Here is a 26,376-nt window from a genome sequence, read left to right as displayed (position 1 = left end):
TTAGAAGTATTCCCGAAAAGGGCTGCGAAAGCAGCTCCGGGAATACTTTTTTTCGTTATAATACATTATCAAAGTAAATTCTTTTGGGTCTTCCAATCATTTACTTTGACATACCATAGACCTTATGATAAACTAAAATCAATTATGGAGTCTTATACCCTTAGGGTTCAGCAACATTATGGAAATAAAAATGTATAGAGGTGAACGAATTGGATAAGAATGAATACAGGGCAAAACTGGATGAAATAAATGACCTGGTAGACCGGCAGGATTACAGAGGCGCCCTTAAGATCGTAGACACCATTGACTGGCGCAGGGTAAGGAGCGCCAGAACACTGTGTATGGTGGGCGAAATTTATGAAGCGAACAAACGATACGAAGACAGCCGGAAACTTCTTTTGATGGCTCATCACAGAGCGCCTATTGGAAGAACGGTATTGTACCGGCTGGTGGAGCTGTCTGTTAAAATGAGGAATTTTGATGAGGCGGCAGATTATTACAAACAGTTTGTAGAGATTTCTCCTAACGACAACAGTCGTTATATCCTGAAATATAAACTTGCCAGAGGAAAAAGGGCTCCTTTGGAAGAACAGATATCGATTCTCCAGGAGTATAAGAGCAGAGAGTATACAGAGAGATGGGCCTATGAGCTTGCCAGACTTTATGCTAAGGCAGGAAATAAGGAAGCCTGCATAGAGGAATGTGACGACCTGATCCTGTGGTTCAGTGAAGGCAAGTATGTGACCAAGGCCATGGAGCTGAAAATGAAATATACTCCTCTGACACCTATTCAGCAGGATAAGTATGACCATCGTTTCCAGAAGGGATATTCACCGGCTGCAGCAGCCAAGGCTGTGGCAGCGGCATCTCAGGCGGCAGAAAAAGTAGTTAGTGCTGCTACACCTTTGACAGAAAGCAGCGACGGAGAAATTGAAGAGCTCATCAAGAACGTTATGGCTGGAGAATCTGCCGGTGCTGCCGGCCAGGACAGTGGGATGGGTTCGCAGCCTCAGGTTTCCGATACCGGAGAATTGAAGGATAAAGCAGCCCAGGAGATTATGGACGTTCTGCCGGCTAAGGGAGAAGAGACTTCGGAGACTGCGGCTACCAGGGAGCCTTCAGAGAAAAAAGAATATATAGTAAAGGATCTGGAACCGGAAATTTTTGGCAGTTCTTCAGAGTTTAAGCCTTTCCATGTGGAAGGTGCCATGAAAACTGCTGTAAAGGTTCAGGCACCAAAATCTCAGCCTATTAAGGAAGAAGACATCAATCCAGAAGACTTTAAGACAGACTTAAAGGAAAAAGAACTGGATCTGGAAGCTCTGCTGGCTGAGACAGCCAACGAACTTGCCCAGGCAGTGGCAGAGGAGACAGAAAAAACGGAATCTGCAGAGGCAGGCGAAGAAGTAGAAGCTTCTGAAGCAGAAGCAGAGGAAGAAGCAGTTTCTGAGGAGACTGTTGAGGAGTTTGAAGAGCCGGAAGAATCTGTAGAGGAAGACGGGGAGAAAGAGACTGCCTCGGAAGAAATTCTTCAGACAGATGAAGAACAGGAAATGCCGGCTCCGGCTGCAGCTAAGGCTGCCATGGTAGCAGATGCCATCGCTTCTGCTCTTATGGAAAAGGCCGAAGAGTTTGAAAAAGACGCACAGAAAGAGCAGGATGCAAAGCAGGCTCTGGGAGATACCAGAGAAATTGTTACAGAAGAGATTATTGACACAGAATTTGGAGTGCCGGTGGTAGAAGCTGTGGAAGAGGCGGCATTTGAGGAAGAAATGTCTGCAGAGTCTGAAATGGAAGAAACCGCTGATACAGAGGCTGATACAGAGTTAGAAGAAGTGTCCGAGCCTGAAGCAGAAGAAACTGTGGATACAGAGGCAGAAGAAGTATCTCAGTCTGAAGCGGAAGAGACCATTGCCATGGAAGCAGAAGAAGAGACAGTTGTACCAGAGGAAACAGAAACTGAGCCTGGAGAAGCCTGGGAAGAAGTACCTCAGGACACAAAAGTGATTCCTTCAGAAGAGGTAAAAGAGGCCTTGGGAGAAATCGATCTGTCTGCAGCCCTGGAACAGGAACTTGAGGAGACAGTACTTCCGGAAAAAGAGCAGGCCCGGGAAGAGGCTTTGGAGGAAACGCCACAGCCTGTACGTACAGTGGAACCGGCAGCTTTCAGTACTGCAGTAGAAGGCCTTATGCGCCACCATCTTACAGAAGAAGAGCACAGAAGATTGTTTACATATTTTGCTCCGGTACCAGGTATGAGCCAGCAGATCAATGAGGCTCTGGATATCGCTCAGGAGTCCGCCTGCGCAAAGACTTCCCAGGCAGGAAACATCATTGTTACAGGCAGGGAAGGTTCTGGAAAAACAAAACTTTCTGAGGGACTGATAAAAGCTCTGTGCAAGGAAAGACAGATGCAGGGGGCCAAGGTGGCATATCTGGAAGCAGATGAGCTGAACAAAAAAGACCCGGCAGCAGTTGTGGATAAACTGTCAGGAGGCTTTCTGGTAGTGGAGCATGCGGGAGCTCTGGAAGAAGCAGTTGTGGAAAATATGTCAAAGGCAATGGAATTTAAGACAAACCGCCTTACGGTTATCCTGGAAGACCTGAAACCGGGAATCCGGGAGCTGGAAGAAAAATATCCGGAATTCATGAAAAAATTTGATTCCCGCATTGTTATTCCTGTATTTACCAATGATGAGCTCGTGTCCTTTGCCAAGACTTATGCGAAGGAACTGGGATATAAGATTGATGATATGGCAGTTCTGGCTCTTTATACACTGATCGGAGACAATCAGAATGAAGAGAACCCGGTTTCTATTGGTATGGTAAGAGAAATGATGGATGAGGCCATTAAAAAGGCTTCGAAGAAAGGACGCCGTCCAGGAAGAAGAGTAAGCAAGCGTCATCTGGATGAAAGCGGAAGAATCATGATTTATGAGAAAGACTTTGATATTTAAGGGAGGAAGATAGAATGACAGCCCCATATCTGGGAAATCCCAAGAAGACCATAGAAGTTCTTCAGAAGTATGACTTTGTTTTTCAGAAAAAATATGGGCAGAACTTCCTCATTGATACCCACGTCCTGGATAAGATCATAAATGCAGCAGAAATAACAGAAGAAGACTTTGTTCTGGAGATTGGTCCCGGAATCGGGACCATGACCCAGTACCTGGCTTCCAGAGCCAGAGAGGTTTTTGCTGTGGAGATTGACAGGGCGCTGATCCCCATACTGGAGGATACCCTCAGTGACTTTAAGAATGTAACGATTCTGAATGAAGATATATTGAAGGTAGATATCAGAAAATTGGCAGAGGAGCACAACCAGGGGAAACCTATAAAAGTTGTGGCGAATCTGCCATATTATATTACAACGCCGATCATTATGGGGTTGTTTGAGGAAAAAGTGCCTGTAGAATCCATTACGGTTATGGTACAGAAAGAAGTGGCAGACAGGATGCAGACAGGCCCGGGCAGCAAAGACTATGGAGCCTTGTCGCTGGCGGTTCAGTACTATGCCAGCCCCTATATTGTGGCCAATGTACCGCCGAATTGCTTTATGCCCAGGCCAAAAGTCGGAAGTGCGGTGATACGTCTTTCCAGACATGAGAAGCCTCCGGTAGAAGTGAAAGATTCCAGCCTTATGTTCAGGATCATCCGGGCTTCTTTTAACCAGAGAAGAAAAACTCTGGTAAATGGACTGAAGAACGCCGGAGATCTGGATTTTACAAAGGAGCAGATAGAGAAGGCAGTGTCTGACTGCGGCTTTCCTGCCGGGGTCAGAGGCGAGGCCCTGACACTGGAAAACTTTGCTGCTTTAGCCAACCGTCTCCTGGAAATCACAAATGAATAAGCAGATAACGTAAAAGCCACCGCAGTTTTTGCTGCGATGGCTTTCTCTATAAATATTAAAGGAAGGAGAGCCGACCCGTCAGGGCCGACATATGAAAAAGAAAATATAAAAATAATTTGTTCTTATTATTTTTATGGTTTTAGTATATCCGCTAAATATGTTGAAATCATGTGTAAGTTGTGAAGTTTTCATGAACGAAATTAAAAAGATTTATGAATGGCAAAATGGAGGTTTCAGCGTTCCAGATCAAAGGGGCTTGTTCGTATTTTCAGATGGCGGATATCCAGGAAATGCTCGCAGCTAAGCCGTATTCCGCCCATTAAGCCAGAGATATCCTGGAGGCGGGAAGAGATGATCCTACAGTCTCTGTTTTGGTGTTTTGCCAGATACTCCACGATCCTGGAATTGATGTCAGGAATATAGTTTGAAAAGGAACTGTTCAGCACGATTAAGTCCGTATTAAAGGTATTGATCAGGTTGTTGATCCCAATGGACATATATTTTATAAACAGCTCCATCATGTTGTAAGCTTCAGGAGCTTTCTGGTTATAGTCCGAAAGAAATTCATCTATGGTAACCGTTTCTTTTCCTGTCCGGCTGGCGTATTCCTCCAATATGGCTTTTTCTGAGGCATAGAGTTCAAAACAGCCACGATTCCCACAGGGACAGAGTTTTCCATCGGGAAACAAGATAGTATGGCCAAATTCGCCTGCATAGCCGTCCTTTCCTTTATACAGATGTCCATCGATGAGGATTCCCATTCCGATACCATCATGGACATTAATATGAATCATATTCCGACAGCCATAGTGGAAGGCGGATTCTCCAAGTACAGAAAGATTGGCCTCATTTTCGACGATTACAGGAATACGGAATCTTTCTTCCAGAAGGCTGCCCAGCTCCGGATCGGGCAATGGATAATAAGGGGTAAATATAATTCTGTTATTCTGTACAACCCCATAAATGCCCACAGAAATCCCCAAGATTTTTCTCTTTGACTCCTCCTGTTCCTTTAAGTGCTCTTCAATAATGGCGGTAAGGAGTGGGAAAAGCCTGTCCTCAGGATGGAAAGGATATTCCTTTACCCGGCAGTTTTCTCCCTTCAGATCAGAAATTAAAGCCAGTATTTGTCTGGGACGCACATCTATAGCCAGAGACCCTCCATACTGCTGGTTAAACTCCAGGAGGATCGGCTTGCGCCCAAGAGAGGTTTTTGCGCTGCCGATTTCCAGGATCAGATTCTGCTGGATCAGGTCCTGGACAATGGCAGAAATCGTGGCTTTTGTAAGTTTCAGATGCTTGGAAAGCTCTGCTCTTGAAACAGGAGGGTTATTTACGATATATTCCAGGACCAGACGCCGGTTATTATCACGTATCATTTCCTGATTGGCGATAGGCATACAAACAGTCTCCTTTTTACAAAATTTTTCTTTATCATAACACTTATATGAAATCCAGGGCAAGTACAATTTGTTTAGCGACTATACAAAAGAGGGGAGAAGTTCACAGAAAGTTTAGATGTAGAATTGAGAAAACTGTGTTATAATAAAAAACGTTACAAAAAATCAGCTCTTTACAGAGGAGATGTTACTATGAAAAAAAGATGGATGGCAATTCTATTAACATGCATTATGGCAGTGGCCCTTCCTGTTACCGCATACGGGGCCAGTGATAATAAAAACACAGATACGCCTTACGTAGCTTTGGGGGCAGATCTGAACCAGGAGGAGCGGGCAACAGTTCTCAGGCTTCTAGGTATCAGCGAAGAAGATTTGAATAATTATACGGTGACCACAGTCACCAATGCAGATGAGCATGAGTATCTGGATTCTTATCTCAGCAGCAGTATTATTGGCTCCAGAGCTCTTTCTTCCGTAATGGTTGAGGGAACAGCGGAAGGCAGCGGCATTAATGTTACAACCAGCAATATTACTTACTGTACACCGGGAATGTATGAGAATGCATTAGCTACTGCAGGTATTGAAAATGCGGACATTAAAGTGGCAGGACCTTTTAATATTTCCGGCACGGCAGCTCTTGTAGGCGCTATCAAAGCTTATGAGAACATGACAGGGGAAGAGGTAAAGAAAGAAAATGCAGATACGGCTACTAATGAGCTGGTAGTTACCGGACAGGTGGCAGAGAATGTAGGTGACCAGGAAAAGGCAGAGCAGCTTATCGGTGCAGTAAAGGGCGAAGTGGTAGAGGGAAATGCCACCACTACAGAAGAAATCGGCAATGTGGTAGACCAGGCAGCCCAGGAGATGGAAGTAAATCTTTCAGAGGAAGACCGACAGGCGATTATCGATTTGATGAAAAAGATAGATGATCTGAACCTGAACATCGACAGCTTGAAGGAACAGGCAAGTAATCTCTATGATCAGATTGCAGGATTGGATCTGAATCTGAATATTGATGAGGAACAGGTGAAAGGGTTCTTTGAGAAAATACTGGATTTCTTCCGGGGATTATTTTCTTAAAATAATTCTTGACAAGCGCAAAAGTATATGATATAGTATCAAAGGATTAGCTGCCGAAGACAGCAGGTGCCGTAAGGTATAATGATGAAAACGCCTGCCGAGGAAAGGTTCATTCTTAATTACAGAAGCAAGAGCCAATGGTTTTTGCGGATATAAGATTGATATATACCTCTTTGTCTTCCGGACGAAGAGGTTTTTCTTATTCGAGGCCAGAGGGAACTCAGGCCGAAGCAGCGCAGCCTAAAAAAATAAGGAGGTGCACAATTCATGGCAAAAGTAGAACTTAAAAAACCTGTCGTAGAAGAGATTTCCAACAGCATTAAAGATGCAGCATCTGTAGTGCTGGTAAACTACAAAGGCATCAATGTTGAGCAGGATACTCAGATGCGTAAGGAATTAAGAGAAGCTGGTGTTGTCTACAAAGTTTACAAAAACACTATGATGAACTTTGCGTTCAAAGGAACGCCATGCGAAGAACTGTGCAAGCATTTAGAGGGAACAAACGCTCTGGCTGTATGTGCAGAAGATGCTACAGCTCCTGCAAGAATCCTTGCTAAATATGCAAAGACAGTTCCTACTCTGGAATTAGTTGCCGGTGTCGTAGAAGACACATACTACGATCAGGCAGGAATGGAAGCACTGTCCAAGATTCCTTCAAGAGAAGAACTTCTCGGAAAACTTCTTGGAAGCATCCAGTCTCCTATCGCAAACTTTGCTCGTGTGCTTAATCAGATCGCTGAGCAGCAGGCTTAATGAGCAGGTATTTTGAAAAGTAAAGAGCCTGTATATGACACAGGTACAATAAAAAAGAAAAATAATCGGAGGTAAATAATAATGGCAAAGTTAACAACAGCTGAATTTATTGAAGCTATCAAAGAGTTATCTGTATTAGAGTTAAATGAATTAGTAAAAGCATGTGAAGAAGAATTTGGTGTATCTGCAGCAGCAGGCGTTGTAGTTGCAGCAGCAGGCGGAGCTGGAGAAGCAGCAGAAGAGAAAGATGAGTTTGATGTTGAGCTGACAGAAGTTGGACCAAACAAAGTTAAAGTCATCAAAGTTGTTCGTGAAGTAACAGGTTTAGGTCTGAAAGAAGCTAAAGAAGTTGTAGACGGAGCTCCTAAGGTTCTGAAAGAGGCTGCTTCTAAGGCTGAGGCTGAAGAAATCAAAACAAAACTGGAAGGCGAAGGCGCTAAAGTTACTCTTAAATAATTCAGAGAAATTTTTACCTATGCTGAGGACCGGGCAGATTATCTGCCCGGTTTTTTTATACTGGAGTTTATGAAGATCGATAAATTTGGATTGAAGAAGCAGGTGTCGATTTGTGCAAGATATATTATAAAAATTAAATATTCCTAAAAATTATATAAAGTATATCCAATTATTATATTATAAAAACTTTACAATTCAGAACTTTGTTGATATACTATTTTAGTGTAATAAAATTCTACGAGAGGGAGGAATTGACATGATTACCTTTATTATTGGTCTTGTTATCCTGTTTGGAGGTGCGGCCCTTTACGGTAAATTCTGTGAAAAAGTATTCGGCCCTGACGACAGGAAGACACCAGCATACACCAAACAGGATGGTGTAGACTTTGTTCCCATGAGAGAGTGGAAAAACAGTTTGATCAATCTGCTGAACATTGCAGGTACCGGTCCTATCCTTGGACCTATCCAGGGTATTCTGTTCGGGCCTATCGCCTTTATCACAATACCAATCGGAAATATTATTGGCGGTGCCATGCATGATTATTTTTCAGGAATGATCTGCTTAAGAGACGGCGGTTCTCAGATGCCTGAGACTATCCGTAAGTACAGCAATAAAGGCGTGTATACGGTATATCAGATTTTCTGCAGTCTGCTGCTTCTTCTGGTTGGCGCGGTATTTATCTATACACCTGGCGACATCGCAGCTACACAGGTATTCGGATTTGACGGAGCTGCTACTTCTGTTTCTACATGGGTGATTTATGGTGTGATCTTTGTTTACTATCTGATCGCTACTGTATTCCCTATTGATAAGATTATCGGACGTATTTATCCTATTTTCGGAGCAATCCTGCTGTTCTCAGCTCTTGGCGTGTTTATTGGCCTGTTTGTAAAGGGATATCCCCTTGTAGAACTGTGGGGTAACTGGAACGGTGTAGTGGCGTATGGCGATTACTTCAATGGAAATCATTTTATTCCGATTTTCTTTATCACAGTTGCCTGCGGTATCCTTTCTGGATTCCATTCTACACAGACTGCTATTATTTCCCGTACTATGAAGAGCGAGAAACAGGGCCGCATGACATTCTACAACATGATGGTTCTGGAAGGATTCATCGCTATGGTATGGGCAGCAGGAGCTATGGGTGTTTACAATCTGGGACTTCAGGCTGCAGATGCTTCTCTGGCTACAGCGACTATCGGTGTTGTATGTAAGCATATTCTTGGACCTGTAGGCGGCATTATCGCTCTGTTAGGTGTTATTGTTCTTCCTATTACATCAGGAGATACAGCCCTTCGTTCTCTGCGTCTTGCTATTGCGGAGTCTTTCCATATTGATCAGACTTCCAAGTCAAAACGTCTGGGACTGTCTGCAGTGATCTTCGCATTAGTAGCGGTGATCCTGGTATTCGCAAAAATGAATGCTAATGGCTTCAATATTCTGTGGCGTTACTTCGCATGGTCAAATCAGACCCTGTCTCTGTTCGCATTTTTGGCTATCTCTGTCTGGATGTTTGAGAATGGAAAAGCCAAATTTGCTTGGATGCCTCTGATTCCAGGCGCATGGTATGCATTTGTAACCATTACATATATTGCAAATGCAAAGATCGGTTTCAACATTCCATGGACCGGAGCTTACATCATTGGCATCTGCGCAGCAGCGATCTATGTGGGCATCATTATTTGGTATGCTAACAAGAGAAAGGCTTTAGCAAAGAAATTCTAAAAATAGAAGTTGATTGAACTGGAAAGACAAAGCTGCCTGTGGGCTGTTGAAAGAACGGCCTGCGGGTGGCTTTTTCTTTTGAAAAAGTGTAAAACTTTGGAAAAAAACTTGTTGACATGCTTGACGAACTGTGATATAGTGAGAAATGCACTATTATGGCAAGTTATGCCTGGAGGTCAAATATAAAAGACTTCCACATAAATAAATTAAAACATACAAGGGGTGAAACGTCAATGGAGAAAAACAGAATCCGTTCCGTAACTAGTGGCAAGAGTATGAGAATGACATACCAGCGCCAGAAGGAAGTTCTGGAAATGCCGAACCTGATCGAGGTACAGAAAGATTCTTATCAGTGGTTTTTGGACGAAGGACTGAATGAAGTTTTTGAAGACATATCTCCTATCGCTGACTACAGCGGTAAATTAAGCTTAGAGTTTATTGGCTTTACTTTGTGTGAGGAAGAAAGAAAATATTCCATCGAAGAATGCAAGGAGAGAGATGCCACCTATGCCGCACCATTGAAGGTAAAGGTGAGACTGCACAACAAGGAAAACGGCGAAATTACCACACATGAAATATTTATGGGTGACCTGCCGTTAATGACAGAAACCGGCACATTCGTAATTAATGGAGCTGAACGTGTAATTGTCAGCCAGTTAGTTCGTTCGCCGGGTATTTATTACTCAATTGCACATGATAAACTGGGCAAGACCCTGTATTCCTGTACTGTAATCCCTAACAGAGGAGCATGGCTGGAATACGAAACCGACTCCAATGACGTATTCTATGTACGTGTAGACAGAACTAGAAAAGTCCCCATTACTGTTTTGATCCGTGCACTGGGAATTGGCACCAATGCGGAAATTATAGATCTTTTCGGCGAAGAGCCGAAGATATTAGCCAGCTTCACAAAGGACACTTCCGAAAATTATCAGGAAGGTCTGCTGGAATTATATAAGAAGATCCGCCCAGGTGAGCCATTGGCAGTAGAGAGTGCTGAAAGCCTGATCACAAGTATGTTTTTTGACCCCCGCCGTTATGATCTGGCTAAAGTGGGACGTTATAAATTTAATAAAAAGTTATTGCTCCGCAATCGTATCACAGGACATAAGCTTGCTGAAGAAGTAGTGGATATCACTACTGGTGAGATTATTGCAGAGGCAGGAACTGTTGTGACAAAAGAGCTGGCAGATCAGATCCAGAATGCAGCGGTTCCTTATGTGTGGATCCAGGGCGAAGAGCGTAACATTAAAGTCCTCTCCAGTATGGCAGTTGACATAAGAAATTATGTGGACCTGAGCGAAGAAGAATTAAAAGAATTAAATGTTACTGAATTAGTATATTATCCTGTTCTGGCAAAGATTCTGGAAGAGAATGAGGATATTGACGATATTAAGGCTGCAATCCATCAGGAAATCCATGAGCTGATTCCAAAGCACATTACCAAAGAAGACATTCTGGCTTCTATTAACTATAATATGCATCTGGAATATGGTCTGGGTACAGATGACGATATCGACCATCTGGGCAACCGTCGTATCCGCTCTGTTGGAGAACTGCTTCAGAATCAGTACAGGATCGGTCTTTCCAGACTGGAAAGAGTCGTTCGTGAGAGAATGACTACTCAGGATATTGAGGGGATTTCTCCTCAGTCACTGATCAATATCAAACCGGTGACTGCGGCTGTGAAAGAATTTTTCGGTTCTTCTCAGCTGTCACAGTTCATGGACCAGAATAACCCGCTGGGCGAGCTGACACACAAGAGACGTCTGTCTGCGCTGGGCCCAGGAGGTCTGTCCCGTGACCGTGCCGGATTCGAGGTTCGAGACGTTCACTATTCCCATTACGGAAGAATGTGTCCTATCGAGACTCCTGAGGGACCAAACATCGGTCTGATCAACTCCCTTGCATCTTATGCAAGGATCAACGAATATGGATTTGTAGAAGCGCCATATAGAAAAATCGACAAGTCTGATCCTAAAAATCCAAGGGTAACAGATGAAGTTGTTTATATGACTGCTGATGAAGAAGATAATTACCATGTGGCTCAGGCTAATGAGCCTCTGGATGAAGAAGGACATTTTATCCGTAAAAATGTATCCGGACGTTACAGAGAAGAGACTCAGGAATATGAACGTCAGATGTTTGATTACATGGACGTATCTCCTAAGATGGTATTCTCTGTGGCTACAGCTTTGATCCCGTTCCTGCAGAACGACGATGCTAACCGCGCCCTTATGGGTTCCAACATGCAGCGTCAGGCAGTGCCTCTTCTGACTACCGAAGCTCCTGTTGTAGGTACCGGTATGGAAGCGAAAGCTGCCGTGGACTCCGGCGTTTGCGTGGTTGCAAAGAAATCCGGTACAGTAGAATGTGCAGCATCCAAAGAGATTATTATCAAAAATGACGATGGAACAAGAGATGTATATCATCTGACAAAATTCATGCGAAGCAACCAGAGCAACTGCTACAATCAGAGACCTATCGTGTCCAAGGGAGAGCATGTAGAGGCCGGCGATGTTATCGCTGACGGACCTTCTACTTCCAAAGGAGAGCTGGCTCTTGGAAAGAACCCTCTGATCGGATTTATGACCTGGGAAGGTTATAACTACGAGGATGCGGTTCTCTTAAGCGAGAGACTGGTTATGGATGATGTATACACATCTGTTCATATAGAAGAATATGAGGCAGAGGCCAGAGACACCAAGCTGGGACCGGAAGAGATCACAAGAGACGTTCCCGGCGTAGGTGACGACGCCCTGAAAGACCTTGATGAGAGAGGTATCATCCGTATCGGCGCAGAAGTACGGGCGGGAGATATCCTGGTAGGTAAAGTTACTCCTAAGGGAGAGACAGAACTTACTGCAGAAGAACGTCTGCTCCGTGCTATCTTCGGTGAGAAGGCCAGAGAGGTAAGAGATACATCTCTGAAAGTTCCTCACGGAGAATACGGTATTGTAGTAGATGCAAAAGTATTTACAAGAGAAAACGGAGATGAACTTTCTCCGGGGGTAAATGAGGCAGTACGCATCTATATTGCTCAGAAGAGAAAGATTTCCGTAGGAGATAAAATGGCCGGACGTCACGGAAACAAGGGTGTTGTTTCCCGTGTACTTCCTGTAGAAGATATGCCATTCCTGCCAAATGGCCGTCCTCTGGACATCGTGCTGAACCCTCTGGGCGTGCCTTCCCGTATGAACATCGGACAGGTGCTGGAAATCCATCTGAGTCTTGCGGCAAAAGCCCTGGGATTCAATATTGCTACTCCGGTATTTGATGGTGCCAACGAGGTGGATATCCAGGATACGCTGGAGATGGCAAATGATTATGTAAACACAGAAGACTTTGAAGAATTCCGTGAAAAATATCAGGATACTCTGCGTCCGGAAGTTATGCAGTTCCTGGACGAGAACAAAGCTCACAGAGAACTTTGGAAGGGAGTTCCCATTTCCAGAGACGGAAAGGTAAGACTGAGAGACGGACGTACAGGAGAGTATTTTGACAGTCCTGTAACCATCGGACACATGCATTACCTGAAACTCCATCACCTGGTAGATGATAAGATCCATGCACGTTCCACAGGTCCATACTCACTGGTAACCCAGCAGCCTCTGGGCGGTAAAGCCCAGTTCGGCGGCCAGCGTTTCGGAGAGATGGAGGTTTGGGCTCTGGAAGCATACGGTGCATCTTATACCCTTCAGGAGATCCTGACTGTAAAATCCGATGATGTTATCGGACGTGTAAAAACTTATGAAGCTATTATCAAGGGTGACAATATTCCTGAGCCGGGAGTACCGGAATCCTTTAAGGTTCTCTTAAAAGAACTTCAGTCCCTGGGACTTGATGTGAGAGTTCTGAGAGAGGATATGACAGAGGTAGAGATCATGGAAAACGTGGACTATGGCGATACGGATATGCGTCATATCATTGAAGGGGATTCCAGAGGCAGAGATAATGAGGACTATGCCGGCCATGGCTTTACCAAACAGGAGTTTGAAGGCGAAGAGCTGGTAGATGTTGAAGAGGAACCGGAAGAAGAGGATGAAGTATTCTTAGGTTTAGATGATACTCTTGATGAAGAGTAATAGGAAAGGAGTCCGCAATGCCAGAAACAGCAAATAAAGAGGTATATCAGCCGCTGACCTTTGATGCCATTAAGATTGGACTGGCATCTCCGGAAAAAATCCGGGAATGGTCTCACGGTGAAGTAAAAAAACCAGAAACTATTAATTATAGAACATTAAAGCCGGAAAAGGACGGACTTTTCTGCGAAAGGATTTTCGGACCCAGCAAGGACTGGGAATGTCACTGCGGCAAATATAAGAAAATCCGTTACAAAGGCGTTATCTGTGACAGATGTGGTGTAGAAGTTACCAAATCATCTGTCCGCAGGGAACGTATGGGACACATTGAACTGGCAGCGCCGGTTTCCCACATCTGGTATTTTAAGGGAATTCCTTCCAGAATGGGTCTTATCCTGGACCTGTCACCAAGAACACTGGAAAAGGTTCTGTACTTTGCCAGCTACATTGTGCTGGATGCTGGAACCACAGACCTTCAGTACAAACAGGTCCTTACTGAGAAAGAATATCAGGATGCCAGAGAAAAATATGGTGAGAACTTCCGTGTGGGCATGGGAGCTGAAGCTGTCAAAGAGCTTCTGGAAGCCATTGACCTGGAGAAAGAGTCTGCAGAACTGAAAGCAGGCCTGAAGGATTCCACAGGTCAGAAGAGAGCCCGCATCATCAAACGTCTGGAAGTTGTAGAAGCATTCCGTGAATCTGGAAACAGACCGGAGTGGATGATCATGACTGTAGTTCCGGTAATTCCTCCGGATCTTCGTCCAATGGTACAGCTGGACGGCGGGCGTTTTGCGACATCTGACTTAAATGATCTGTACAGAAGGATCATCAACAGAAATAACCGTCTGAAAAGACTGCTGGAGCTGGGAGCTCCTGATATCATTGTCCGCAATGAGAAGAGAATGCTCCAGGAAGCAGTAGATGCTCTCATTGACAACGGACGCCGTGGACGTCCTGTTACAGGTCCTGGAAACAGAGCCCTGAAATCCCTTTCCGATATGCTGAAAGGTAAATCCGGACGTTTCCGTCAGAACCTGCTGGGTAAACGTGTAGACTACTCTGGACGTTCTGTTATCGTAGTAGGACCGGAACTGAAGATCTATCAGTGCGGTCTGCCAAAGGAAATGGCTATTGAGCTGTTTAAACCTTTTGTTATGAAAGAACTGGTGTCAAACGGCACTGCTCACAATATTAAAAATGCCAAAAAGATGGTGGAGAAGCTGGAGCCTGCAGTATGGGACGTACTGGAAGATGTTATTAAAGAGCATCCGGTTATGTTAAACCGTGCTCCTACCCTTCACAGGCTGGGTATCCAGGCTTTCGAGCCAATTCTGGTAGAAGGTAAGGCTATTAAGCTTCATCCCCTGGTTTGTACAGCGTTCAATGCGGACTTTGACGGTGACCAGATGGCTGTCCATCTTCCTCTGTCTGTGGAAGCTCAGGCTGAGTGCCGTTTCCTTCTGCTGTCACCAAACAACCTGCTGAAACCTTCTGATGGTGGTCCGGTAGCCGTTCCTTCACAGGATATGGTCCTGGGTATCTATTATCTGACCCAGGAAAGACCAGGAAGCAAAGGGGAAGGAAAAGCCTTTAAGAGCGTAAACGAGGCAATCCTGGCTTACGAGAACCAGGCTATCACCCTTCAGACAAAGATTGTCGTAAGACAGAAGAAGACTATGCCTGACGGAACTGTGATCCAGGGCAATGTTCATTCTACTCTGGGACGTCTGCTCTTTAACGAAATCCTGCCGCAGGATCTGGGCTTTGTAGACAGAACCATTCCCGGAAACGAACTCCTTCCGGAAATCGATTTCCTGGTAGGAAAGAAGCAGTTAAAGCAGATCCTGGAAAAAGTTATCAATACCCATGGCGCTACCAAGACCGCAGAGGTTCTGGACGACATTAAAGCTATGGGATATAAATATTCTACAAGAGCGGCCATGACTGTATCTATTTCTGATATGACCGTGCCGCCTCAGAAGCCGGAGATGATCCAGCAGGCTCAGGATACTGTAGACCTGATCACCAAGAACTTTAAGCGTGGTCTCATCACAGAGGAAGAGCGTTATAAAGAAGTTGTAGATACCTGGAAGAAGACTGACGATGCCCTGACAAGGGCTCTGCTGGATGGACTGGATAAGTATAATAACATCTACATGATGGCTGACTCCGGTGCCCGTGGATCTGATAAGCAGATCAAACAGCTGGCAGGTATGCGTGGTCTGATGGCCGATACAACCGGTCATACCATCGAGCTGCCAATTAAATCTAACTTCCGTGAAGGTCTGGACGTACTGGAATACTTCATGTCTGCTCACGGAGCTCGTAAAGGTCTTTCCGATACAGCTCTGCGTACTGCTGACTCCGGTTACCTGACAAGACGTCTGGTAGACGTTTCCCAGGAAATGATCGTCCGGGAAGTAGACTGCTGCGAAGATAAAGGCGAAATCCCAGGTATGTGGGTAAAAGCTTTTGCTGACGGCAAGGAAGAGATCGAAAGCCTTCAGGAGCGTATTACAGGACGTTTCTCCTGCGAGACTATTAAAGATAAAGATGGAAATGTTATCGTTAAGGCAAACCATATGATCACTCCGAAACGTGCTGCCCGTGTGGTGAAGGACGGTGTAAGAGAAGACGGCAAGCCATACGATGCAGTGAAGATCCGTACAATCCTTACCTGTAAGTGCAAGATTGGTGTCTGCGCAAAATGTTACGGCGCCAACATGGCAACTGGTGAGCCAGTACAGGTAGGTGAATCTATCGGTATTATTGCGGCTCAGTCCATCGGTGAGCCAGGCACACAGCTTACCATGCGTACCTTCCATACCGGCGGTGTGGCCGGCGGCGATATCACACAGGGTCTTCCCCGTGTGGAGGAGCTTTTCGAGGCAAGGAAGCCTAAGGGTCTTGCCATCATCACAGAGATCAAAGGTGTTGCCACACTGAAAGATACAAAGAAGAAACGTGAGATCATTGTGACAGACAATGAGAGCGGAGAATCTAAGACTTATCTGATCCCATACGGTTCCCGTATCAAGGTTCAGGACGGAGATTATCTGGAAGCCGGAGACGAGCTGACAGAAGGTTCTGTAAATCCTCACGATATCCTTCGTATCAAAGGCGTTCGTGCCGTACAGGACTACATGCTCCGCGAGGTGCAGAGAGTTTACCGTCTCCAGGGTGTTGAGATCAACGATAAGCACATCGAGGTTATCGTTCGTCAGATGCTGAAGAAGATCCGTGTGGAGGACAATGGAGACACAGACTTCCTGCCAGGAACACTGGTAGATGTACTGGATTTCGAGGAAAAGAACCAGGAGCTTGCCGCAGAAGGAAAAGAACCAGCAGAAGGAAAACAGGTAATGCTTGGTATTACAAAAGCATCCCTGGCAACAAACTCCTTCCTGTCCGCCGCATCCTTCCAGGAGACCACAAAGGTTCTGACAGAAGCTGCCATCAAGGGCAAGATCGACCCGCTGATCGGTCTGAAAGAGAACGTTCTTATTGGTAAGCTGATCCCTGCAGGAACCGGTATGAAGAAATATTCCAATGTCCGTCTGGATACAGATCTGATTCCGGAAGAAGAGGAAGAAGAACTGGAGCTGGATGAGGATATCCAGGAAGATGAAGTTCAGGATCAGGAGATTCTGGATGAAAGCGTTCTGGAGGAAGAGGAAGCAGAGCTTTCCGAAGATGAGGAAGAGGCTGAATTAATAGAAGAATAAACACAAAGCAGATTTTATCAGATCTGCTTTGTGAAAGATGTAAGAAAAGGCTGCTGCAGAAATTTCTGCGCAGCCTTTTTTCTAAGCAGGAGCGTAAGAAAAAGATGAGATTATTAAAACTGGTAATTGTAGATGATGAACCTATTTTGCTGCAGGGACTGATCAAGACTTATAACTGGGAAGAAATGGGATTTGAAGTAGTGGGAAGCGCCAGAAATGGAGAACAGGCCATAGAGGTTATCCGAGAAAAACGCCCCCATGTGGTTCTGACTGATATAAGAATGAAACAGATTTCAGGCCTTATGGTCATGGAAGAAATAGAAAAAGAAGATATAAACTGCCTGTTTATCGTGCTCAGCGCCTATCGGGACTTCGAATACGCCCAGCAGGCCTGCGATCTGGGGGCTTTTGCCTATCTTTTGAAACCGGTGGATGATGAAAAACTGAAAGAAACTATGAAAGAAGCCTGGAAGCAGTGTACGGAACAGATCAGGAATGAAGAGAAGTACAGCAGCTGGGAAAACCTGATGATCAAGGATTCCCACAGTTTTCTGCAGGTGATCGTGCAGAAATTTGTACAGGGAAATATCCCGGAAGAAAAGATGGAAGAAGTATTTCACATACTGGATAGCGAGGCTGAGAATGGAGATAAATTTATAACCCTGTGCGCAGATCTGGATCTGACCTATAAGATCACCCATTCTCTGGACTATGAGGCGGCCCGGTTTGGGATGATCCAGCTTTTAGAAGAGAAGATGGGGGAGAAGTTTTATTACTGGAAGTTTGAGGATGAAGACGGAAACTGTGTATTTATCATCAAAACCCGGGAAAACTCTTCTGTAAAAGAACTGAGGCAGATCTTAGAACTTATCAAGAACAGAGAGAAACAGCCGGTTCTTGCCGCTATATCGAAACCCTACAAAGGAATACATGGAATCAAAAGAAGCTATACAGAAGCCAGAAAACTTTTTGAACTGGCCAGCATGTCCGGAGCAAGCGCCTTTACCCTGCCGGAGGAGATGGACGAGAATACAGAGAAGATCTCAGCGGAAAATGCAGAACTTTCGATCCTGAACGCAGTAAGAAGGAATGACGAGGAAGGGTTAAAAGCAGCCTTTGTACAGTTTATATATGGACTCCCAAAAGAAGAAGAGGTACAGTGCGGATACATACACAGAGTCATGGTGAGAGCGGAATTTGCTGTGGAAGATTCCTACGGAATGACGGAGGAACTGAAAAAACAGTTTCAGAATTACTATGGAAATATGCAGAACCTTACGGCGGCAAAGGCTGTAGATGTATGCTATAAAATTTTAGGCAGAGTCATCCAGCAGAGAAAAGAACAGATTGAAAAAAATGAAATGACATATTTTAAGGATTATATGTCGGAAGCTGTTGCTTTTATTGATGAACATCTGAATGATGAAGGACTGTCCATTGTGTCGGTGGCAGAGCAGGTTTACCTGAATCCGGTATACTTTGGAAGGGTGTTCAAAAATACTTTTCATATGACTTTTAAGAAATATCTGATGAAAAAAAGAATGGAAAAAGCCAGGGAGCTTCTGGAAAAAGAAGACATCAGCATCGGGGAAATCTGCGAGAGGGTGGGAATCGGAAATCCTTCGTATTTTTCCCATCTGTTTAAGGAATACACAGGCAAACTGCCCAGCGAATATAAAAAGGAATATGAGCTATGAGAAAAGGAAAGATTTCCAATATCCAAAAAAAATATCTGACTTATACTCTTCTGCTCCTGGCTCTGACCATCCTTTTGTCTTCTGCAGGCGTCTGGCTGTTCATGCGGAGAAACATGACGGAAGTCATTGTGGATAATTATGAGTTCATGAATGAAAAAATGGGGATGGCTTTGGACTATCTCTATAACAGATCCGATGAGACCACAGCAGAGTGCATCCTGGATGACGCCGTTCAGGAGAGTTTAAAATCCAGAGAGCTGGAAGAAGTGGAAAAGAATGCCCTGAGCAAATATTTTGCTTATCTGGAACTGGAGGACATAGAGGAGTATTGTTATGTAGATAACAAGAAAAATGTGTACACAAAATCTTATTCAAAGATATCTTATGAAGATTTTCGGGAAAGCGGCCTGGAAGACGCACTGGCAGGAACTTACGCAGAAACAAAATGGTTTCTGGCCAGGGACACTCTCTTCGGCACAGGAGAAGAAGCGCTGTTTATAGGGAGATATGTAAGGAACATGGAGTATTCCCATGAACCGGGAATGATTTTTTTTAAGATGAATGACCAGTTCCTGGAAAGGGTCATAGAGACCCAATCCGGTACAGAAGAAGATGTGGCCATCGGAATCATTGATAAAAACGGAAACTTTTTTATGGAAAACTATCCTGAGAATTTTCAATTGGAGGAGAGGGATAAGGAGAAAATCCTCAGCCTGACAAAAAGGGAGGACAGCGGCGTAATCCTGACCAGATATAAGGGAGAGGGAGGTATCCTTCAGGCATACCGACAGCAGGAAAGCGGTATGGTCATCTTCACTTTGGTTCCCAATAAGATCCTAGACAGGGGATTGAATCAGATTTTCCTGGTCCTGGCGGGGATTTATGCTATTGTAACCCTCATAGCGGTGGCTGTCAGCCTATATTTTTCCAGGATATTTACAAAACCCATTCAGATGATCAGCAGAGAAATGACCTCTTTTGACGGAAAAGATTTCAGTCATACAATATCCCTCCATACAGATACAGAACTGGATCAGATTGGGGAATCCTATAATAAAATGCTGGGAAATATAGAAAGACTTCTGACAGAGATCAAGAAACAGGAAAAAGAGCTGCGCGTAAGCGAAATGAATATGCTGATCAGTCAGATTAAACCGCATTTCCTTTACAACACATTGGATACTATCTATATGCTTGCCAGGATCAATGGGGAAAAAACAACCATGAAAATGATCCAGGCCCTGTCCGGCTACCTGAGACTGTCACTGAGCAAAGGCGGCGATATGGTCACTGTAGAAGATGAACTGGATAATGTGAAGAATTATCTGGAAATACAGAAAATCAGAAATGAAGATTTGTTTTCCTATGAAATATCCTGCCAGCCAGAGGTGGAAAATAGGTGGACCCTGAAACTGATACTCCAGCCTCTTGCAGAAAACGCCATAAAATATGGATTCTGCGATATTTTTGAAGGAGGACTTATCAGAATTGACGTGAGAGAACTTTCCGGCAGACTCACCTTTTCTGTATATAACAATGGAAAACCTATGGATAAGGAAATCGCAGAAAAAATCAATGATCTGGGCAAGGTGCCGGTACCAGAGATGAAGAAAGCATTTCCGGATAAACAGAAAGGTTATGGAGTGATCAATATTGCTACCAGACTGAGACTGAAATACGGAGACCAGGTAGAATTTGGCTATGAGGTTCTGGAAGAGGGAACCAGATGTGTGATAAAACTGCCTGTAGATGGAAAGGAAAATTATGAACAGTAAAAAATTATGCCTGATATTATCAGCAGTGCTGGTCCTGGGACTGGGAGGCTGCCAGAAGGAGCAGACAGAGCTGGAAGAGGCAGAAACCCAGGAAGTTTCCATTCCCATGATCCTGACAGTAGACCCCAGCACCGGGAACAGGAACGAGGAAGAAGTTGTAGAAAAATTCAACCAGGCCTATGAAGGGACTTATCATGTGGAAGTGGAATGGATCATGGAGACAGAAGAGGAATATCGGAAGAACCTGAAACGGCTGAATGTAACAGACCAGCTTCCGGCGGTGATCACTGACTTGAGGATGCTTCCATCTTTCTATCAGATGATGATAGAAGAGGGACGGATTGAAGACCTGAGACCTTATATTGAAGGTGATGAAGAGTGGAAAAACATGATAGAGCCCTCTGTTCTGGATGCCTGCAGTGAAGAAGACGGAAGCATTTATCTGGCTCCTATAAGCACGGCCATGTTTGCATGCAGCGGAGTGTTCTGGAACCAGGAACTGTTCCAGAAAGCAGGCATAGAGGAATTCCCTGAAACCTGGGAGGAATTCTGGGACTGCTGCGACAGACTGGAGGACTGCGGCATCACGCCTCTGGCCCTTCATACGGAAGGCACCGCATGGGCGCCTATGCTCCTGGCAACAGCAGAGCTGGCGGACTCCCAGGAGGGAGCAGATTTTATGAAGAAGCTGTATCCTGACAGCTATCAGAATGCCTCCGGCCTGCATCTGGCAGAGACATTGCAGAAGCTTTTTTCTTATACCACAGAAGACGCCCTTCATACAGACTTTGACGTTTCCTACCGCAATTTTATATCAGAAGAAACAGCTATGATCCCTAACGGATATTGGATGATCGACCAGATACCGGAAGACATGGTGGATAAGATCCGATTTTCTCCCTTCCCCGGCAATAAACTTGTGGGATCTCCGGAGACCTTTGGATGGGCGGTAGTGTCCAGCTACAGCCAGGAGGTGAAAGAGGGCGCCATAGAGTTTCTGAAATTCAGGACCATGCTGAATAAGGAAGAAAAAGAAAAATTTCTGGAAGAACAGACTTCCTATGAGAATCAGATCGTGAAAGATTATGTGGAGGCCTATAAGGGGGAGCCTCAGCTTGTGCCAAACTACCAGGTAAAGTGGAATTCTGTCCTACAGGAAGAAACCCTGGGGGAGGCTCTTCCGAAACTGGTCCAGGGAGATATCAGCCCGGAAGAGTTTACCCAGATGGAAGATGAGAGTATCCGGGAATTTGAAGAGGAGAGATAGGTTTAATTTTTTGTATTTCAGGTTTTTTAATTGATACAGGGGTCTGAGCTTTTTCTGATAAGATATACTCATCAAAAAGAACAAGACAGTTCATAAAAAGAAAGGTGAGGAAACGATTATGAAAAAGCGTAAAGTTTTAGCGGTGTTACTTGCAGGAATCATGGCTGCAGGAGCCCTTACAGGATGCAGCCAGAGCTCAGGTTCTTCTGAAGGAGAGTCTTCAGACAGTGCAAAAGGAGAGGTTTATTACCTGAACTTTAAGCCGGAAGCAGATGAATACTGGCAGGAGCTGGCAGAGACTTATACAGAAGAGACAGGAGTTCCGGTAACAGTTCTTACAGCAGCATCGGGAGAGTATGAGAAAACTCTGAAATCAGAAATGGCTAAGACAAATGCCCCCACTCTGTTTCAGGTAAATGGTCCTGTAGGACTGGCAAGCTGGAAAGATTACTGCTATGACTTAAAAGACTCTGCTATTGCAGGAGAACTTACAGATGACAGTTTTGCCCTTATGGACGGGGATAAGATGGCGGGTATCGCCTACGTAATTGAAAACTACGGTATTATCTATAACAAAGCGTTGCTGGAAAAAGCCGGCTATACAGCAGATGATATCACAAACTTTGACAGCCTTAAAAAAGTAGTGGAAGACATCACTGCCCGGAAAGACGAGCTGGGATTTTCCGCTTTTACATCAGCGGGAATGGACGGTTCCTCTGACTGGAGATTTAAGACACATCTGGCAAACCTTCCAATCTATTATGAATATAAAGATGAAGGAATTGACAACACAGACGCCATCAAAGGTACATACCTGGATAACTACCGTCAGATCTGGGATCTGTATATAAATAATGCAACATGTGAACCTACAGAAATTTCAACAAAAACGGCTGACGATGCCACAGCAGAATTCGTAACAGAAGAAGCAGTATTCTATCAGAACGGTACATGGGAATACAACAACATTGCAGACATCGGAGATGAAAACCTGGGAATCCTTCCTATCTACATCGGTGTTGAAGGAGAAGAAAATCAGGGCGTATGTACTGGTACAGAAAATTACTGGTGTGTAAATGCCAAAGCTTCTGAAGAAGATATTCAGGCAACTTTAGACTTCATGAACTGGTGCGTGACTTCTGACGAAGGCGTAGAGGCAATGTGCAAAGATATGGGATTTGTAATTCCTTTCAAATCTAATCTGGAATCTGAAAACACACTTGTAAATGAGGCAAACAAATATCTGGAAGAAGGAAAAACACCTGTTTCATGGAACTTCTCCACAATGCCTTCTGAAGAGTGGAAGAACGGCGTAGGCTCTGCTCTTACTGCTTATGCAGCAGATCAGACAGATGAAAACTGGGAGAAAGTTGTGACAGCATTTGTAGACGGATGGGCTACAGAAGCGGCAGCGGCAAAATAAAACAAGAAGCCAGTAATACAAAGCGGCGGGACAGAAGGGATGCTCCTGCCGCTTTTATAAGGAGGAGAAAGCTATGGAAAAATCCATAAAACGTTATATGCCGATTTTTGTGCTGCCTACTTTTCTTGCTTTTATCCTGGGATTTATCGTTCCTTTTGTAATGGGAGTAGGTCTGTCATTTTGTGAATTTACAACGGTTACAGATGCAAAATTTGTGGGAATTTCCAATTATGTGGAAGCTTTGAAAGATACGGTATTCCGCCACTCTTTCTGGTACACTGCACTGTTTGCAGTGGTTTCCCTGGTGGTCATCAATGTGATCGCCTTTGCCCTTGCCATGGCCCTTACAAGGGAAATGCGGGGAACCAATATATTCCGTACCATCTTTTTCATGCCAAACCTTATTGGCGGAATCGTGCTGGGATATATATGGCAGCTTATCTTTAACGGTATCTTATCTAACTTTAACACAGCCTTGGGATTAAATGAATGGTATGGCTTCTGGGGGCTGATCATTTTAGTGAGCTGGCAGCAGATCGGATATATGATGATCATTTACATTGCAGGTCTTCAGTCCATACCGGGAGATGTGCTGGAAGCCGCAGAAATCGACGGAGCAGGAAGATGGCAGAAGCTCTGGAAAGTTACGATTCCCATGATGATGCCTTCTATTACCATATGTATGTTTTTATCTATTACCAACGGATTTAAACTCTTTGACCAGAACCTGTCTCTGACAGCAGGAGAACCGGCCAAAATGTCAGAAATGATGGCCCTTAATATCTTCAATACTTTCTATGGAAGAACTGGATGGGAAGGCGTAGGACAGGCAAAAGCAGTTCTGTTCTTTATTCTGGTGGTTGCCATAGGACTGGTGCAGCTTCGCGCCACAAGATCCAAGGAGGTGCAGCAGTAAATGAAAAAGAAAAACAATGTGCTCAGCTGGATAGGAACAGGAATCTTTACTGTGCTGGGGATCATATATATCATGCCTATACTTATTGTGCTGATGAACTCCTTTAAGAAAAAGGTATATATTAACAAAATGCCCTTCCAGCTTCCAACAGATAAGACCATGGCGGGAATTGAAAACTATATAACGGCCATTGACAAATATGAGCTTCTGGACGCAGTAGGCTGGACCGTATTTATTACAGTAGGTTCTGTGTTTGTGATTTTAATCTGCACTTCTATGTGTGCTTGGTATATTACCAGGATTAATACGAAATTTACAAAGACGCTGTATCTACTGTGCGTATTTTCCATGGTGGTGCCTTTCCAGATGGTAATGTTTACCCTGGCTCTGGTGGCAGACCGTACAGGCCTGCGCACACCCTGGGGCATTATCATAATTTATCTGGGCTTTGGAGCGGGGCTTGCAGTATTTATGTTCTGCGGATTTGTAAAATCCATACCTCTGGAAATAGAAGAGGCGGCAATGATCGACGGCTGCTCTCCTCTCAGGACTTTTTTCAGCGTGGTTCTTCCTATTATGAAACCGACTTATATTTCTGTAGGAATTTTGGAAACCATGTGGATCTGGAACGATTTCCTCCTTCCTTATCTGGTACTGGACCTGAATAAGTATAAGACAATTTCTATTGCAATCCAGTATATGAAGGGAAGCTATGGAAGAGTAGACATGGGCGCTATCATGGCTGCTCTGATCCTGGCGGTCATTCCCGTGATCATCTTCTATCTGTCCTGCCAGAAACATATCATTAAAGGCGTGGCAGCAGGAGCAGTGAAAGGCTGAGACAGAAAGCCGGGAAGAATTTTAAAAATAGAAGAAAAGCTGTGGGTACTGAAAAGGGCCCATAGCTTTTTTGCGCGTTTCGGGGATTTCTAGGGGCAAAACTTGAGAAATTTAAAAAAAATCCTTGACAGGAAAAATACTGGTGGATATAATGAGAGAGCGTGCAAAAATACGCAAGTTTTTTTTGTGTGCGAAAAAGTTTATTCATGAGGATGAATAACTGGCAGCCACTATTCCTTCTATATATATTATAGAAGGACCCGCAAATTCTACAGGAGGTGAAAAGGAATGCCAACATTTAATCAGTTAGTAAGAAAAGGACGCCAGACTACAACCAAGAAGTCTACAGCACCTGCACTTCAGAAGAGCTACAACTCTTTACGGAAAAAAACTTCCGATATGTCTTCTCCACAGAAGAGAGGTGTATGTACTGCTGTTAAGACTGCTACACCTAAGAAGCCTAACTCAGCTCTTAGAAAGATCGCCAGAGTTCGTCTTTCAAATGGAATCGAAGTAACAAGCTACATTCCAGGAGAAGGTCACAACTTACAGGAGCACAGCGTTGTTCTGATCCGTGGCGGTAGGGTAAAAGACTTACCAGGTACCAGATACCACATCATCCGTGGTACATTAGATACCGCAGGCGTTGCTAACAGACGTCAGGCCCGTTCTAAATACGGCGCTAAGAGACCGAAAAAATAATTAAGCGACTAAATTTATAAATCCAGAATAACAGCCAAGGCTGTTATGATGAATTCATAGAAGTCACAGAGAACTATTAAATTGTACCGGGATTCCATAAGCCCATAAGTGGCTGCGGGTTTATATAGAGAAGATACCGAGTGCGAACATGCAGAATAGTTTGTGTGAGTACCTATGATTTAATCGAAAATGATTAAGGAGGGAAGTAACGTGCCACGTAAAGGACATATTCAGAAAAGAGACGTTCTGGCTGATCCAATGTACAACAGCAAGGTAGTTACAAAACTTATCAACAGCATTATGCTGGACGGTAAGAAAGGTGTAGCTCAGAAGATCGTATACGGAGCATTCGCCAGAGTGGAAGAAAAAGCTGGAAAACCAGCTATCGAAGTATTTGAAGAGGCAATGAACAACATCATGCCTGTATTAGAGGTAAAAGCTAGACGTATCGGTGGTGCTACCTATCAGGTGCCTATCGAAGTAAGACCGGACAGACGTCAGGCTCTGGCTCTTCGCTGGCTGACCATGTTCTCCCGCAAAAGAGGCGAGAAAACCATGGAAGAAAGACTGGCTAATGAGCTGCTGGACGCTATGAACAATACCGGCGCAGCTGTTAAGAGAAAAGAAGACATGCATAAGATGGCTGAAGCAAATAAAGCATTTGCTCACTATCGTTTCTAAGAG

Annotated in this window: 17 protein-coding genes and 1 other annotated feature; of the genes, 16 read left to right on the top strand and 1 reads right to left on the bottom strand. The window is 44.4% G+C overall.

Going from position 1 to position 26,376, the window contains the following annotated elements; genetic code table 11:
• The first annotated feature begins 200 nt into the window (after positions 1–200).
• Positions 201–2,957, top strand: coding sequence for a tetratricopeptide repeat protein (locus B5G33_RS08375; protein ID WP_442856602.1), 2,757 nt, complete (start codon positions 201–203; stop codon positions 2,955–2,957).
• Positions 2,958–2,971: 14 nt separating this feature from the next.
• Positions 2,972–3,850: a 16S rRNA (adenine(1518)-N(6)/adenine(1519)-N(6))-dimethyltransferase RsmA gene (gene rsmA / locus B5G33_RS08370; RefSeq protein WP_087274876.1), complete on the top strand. Its 879-nt coding sequence runs from the start codon at positions 2,972–2,974 to the stop codon at positions 3,848–3,850.
• 233 nt (positions 3,851–4,083) lie between these two features.
• Here rsmA and B5G33_RS08365 read toward each other — a convergent pair whose 3' ends face one another.
• Positions 4,084–5,250, bottom strand: a complete 1,167-nt coding sequence (locus B5G33_RS08365) for an ROK family transcriptional regulator (RefSeq protein WP_087417304.1) — start codon at positions 5,248–5,250, stop codon at positions 4,084–4,086.
• 192 nt (positions 5,251–5,442) lie between these two features.
• Between B5G33_RS08365 and B5G33_RS08360 the strand changes: the two genes are divergently transcribed.
• The 14 genes from B5G33_RS08360 to rpsG all read left to right on the top strand — a co-directional run bounded on the left by B5G33_RS08360 (position 5,443) and on the right by rpsG (position 26,373).
• A complete protein-coding gene (locus B5G33_RS08360; protein WP_087274881.1) occupies positions 5,443–6,330 on the top strand; it encodes a DUF1002 domain-containing protein in 888 nt (295 codons plus the stop codon).
• A gap of 35 nt (positions 6,331–6,365) precedes the next feature.
• Positions 6,366–6,538, top strand: a sequence feature (ribosomal protein L10 leader region).
• Positions 6,539–6,597: 59 nt separating this feature from the next.
• Positions 6,598–7,083: a 50S ribosomal protein L10 gene (gene rplJ / locus B5G33_RS08355; RefSeq protein WP_087274882.1), complete on the top strand. Its 486-nt coding sequence runs from the start codon at positions 6,598–6,600 to the stop codon at positions 7,081–7,083.
• A gap of 81 nt (positions 7,084–7,164) precedes the next feature.
• Positions 7,165–7,539 (top strand): 50S ribosomal protein L7/L12, encoded by a 375-nt coding sequence (gene rplL / locus B5G33_RS08350; RefSeq protein WP_087274883.1) that lies wholly within the window; start codon positions 7,165–7,167, stop codon positions 7,537–7,539.
• 256 nt (positions 7,540–7,795) lie between these two features.
• Entirely contained in the window at positions 7,796–9,265 is a 1,470-nt protein-coding gene (locus B5G33_RS08345) for a carbon starvation CstA family protein (protein WP_087417303.1), read from the top strand.
• A gap of 233 nt (positions 9,266–9,498) precedes the next feature.
• Positions 9,499–13,350, top strand: coding sequence for a DNA-directed RNA polymerase subunit beta (rpoB, locus tag B5G33_RS08340; RefSeq protein ID WP_087274885.1), 3,852 nt, complete (start codon positions 9,499–9,501; stop codon positions 13,348–13,350).
• A gap of 17 nt (positions 13,351–13,367) precedes the next feature.
• Positions 13,368–17,072: a DNA-directed RNA polymerase subunit beta' gene (gene rpoC, locus B5G33_RS08335; protein ID WP_087417302.1), complete on the top strand. Its 3,705-nt coding sequence runs from the start codon at positions 13,368–13,370 to the stop codon at positions 17,070–17,072.
• A 104-nt stretch (positions 17,073–17,176) separates the two neighbouring features.
• The gene (locus B5G33_RS08330; protein WP_087417301.1) at positions 17,177–18,769 is read left to right on the top strand and encodes a response regulator; all 1,593 of its coding nucleotides are present in this window, start codon (positions 17,177–17,179) and stop codon (positions 18,767–18,769) included.
• On the top strand, positions 18,766–20,544 hold the full coding sequence (locus B5G33_RS08325) for a sensor histidine kinase (protein WP_087417300.1): 1,779 nt from the start codon (positions 18,766–18,768) through the stop codon (positions 20,542–20,544). The genes B5G33_RS08330 and B5G33_RS08325 overlap by 4 nt, the downstream gene beginning before the upstream one ends.
• Positions 20,534–21,811, top strand: a complete 1,278-nt coding sequence (locus B5G33_RS08320) for an ABC transporter substrate-binding protein (RefSeq protein WP_242974598.1) — start codon at positions 20,534–20,536, stop codon at positions 21,809–21,811. The genes B5G33_RS08325 and B5G33_RS08320 overlap by 11 nt, the downstream gene beginning before the upstream one ends.
• A 118-nt stretch (positions 21,812–21,929) precedes the next feature.
• Entirely contained in the window at positions 21,930–23,234 is a 1,305-nt protein-coding gene (locus tag B5G33_RS08315) for an ABC transporter substrate-binding protein (RefSeq protein WP_087417298.1), read from the top strand.
• Positions 23,235–23,307: 73 nt separating this feature from the next.
• On the top strand, positions 23,308–24,150 hold the full coding sequence (locus B5G33_RS08310; RefSeq protein WP_087417297.1) for a carbohydrate ABC transporter permease: 843 nt from the start codon (positions 23,308–23,310) through the stop codon (positions 24,148–24,150).
• On the top strand, positions 24,151–24,990 hold the full coding sequence (locus B5G33_RS08305) for a carbohydrate ABC transporter permease (protein ID WP_087417296.1): 840 nt from the start codon (positions 24,151–24,153) through the stop codon (positions 24,988–24,990).
• A 288-nt stretch (positions 24,991–25,278) separates the two neighbouring features.
• Entirely contained in the window at positions 25,279–25,692 is a 414-nt protein-coding gene (gene rpsL / locus B5G33_RS08300; RefSeq protein ID WP_087274888.1) for a 30S ribosomal protein S12, read from the top strand.
• Between the two features lie 210 nt (positions 25,693–25,902).
• On the top strand, positions 25,903–26,373 hold the full coding sequence (rpsG, locus tag B5G33_RS08295) for a 30S ribosomal protein S7 (RefSeq protein ID WP_206423809.1): 471 nt from the start codon (positions 25,903–25,905) through the stop codon (positions 26,371–26,373).
• Positions 26,374–26,376 lie beyond the last annotated feature (3 nt).

This window comes from Blautia sp. An81 (assembly GCF_002161285.1).
GTDB classification, from domain to species: domain Bacteria; phylum Bacillota; class Clostridia; order Lachnospirales; family Lachnospiraceae; genus Blautia; species Blautia ornithocaccae.
Note: the sequence above shows the minus strand (reverse complement) of the source record. Positions and strands in the feature narration are given on the sequence as shown.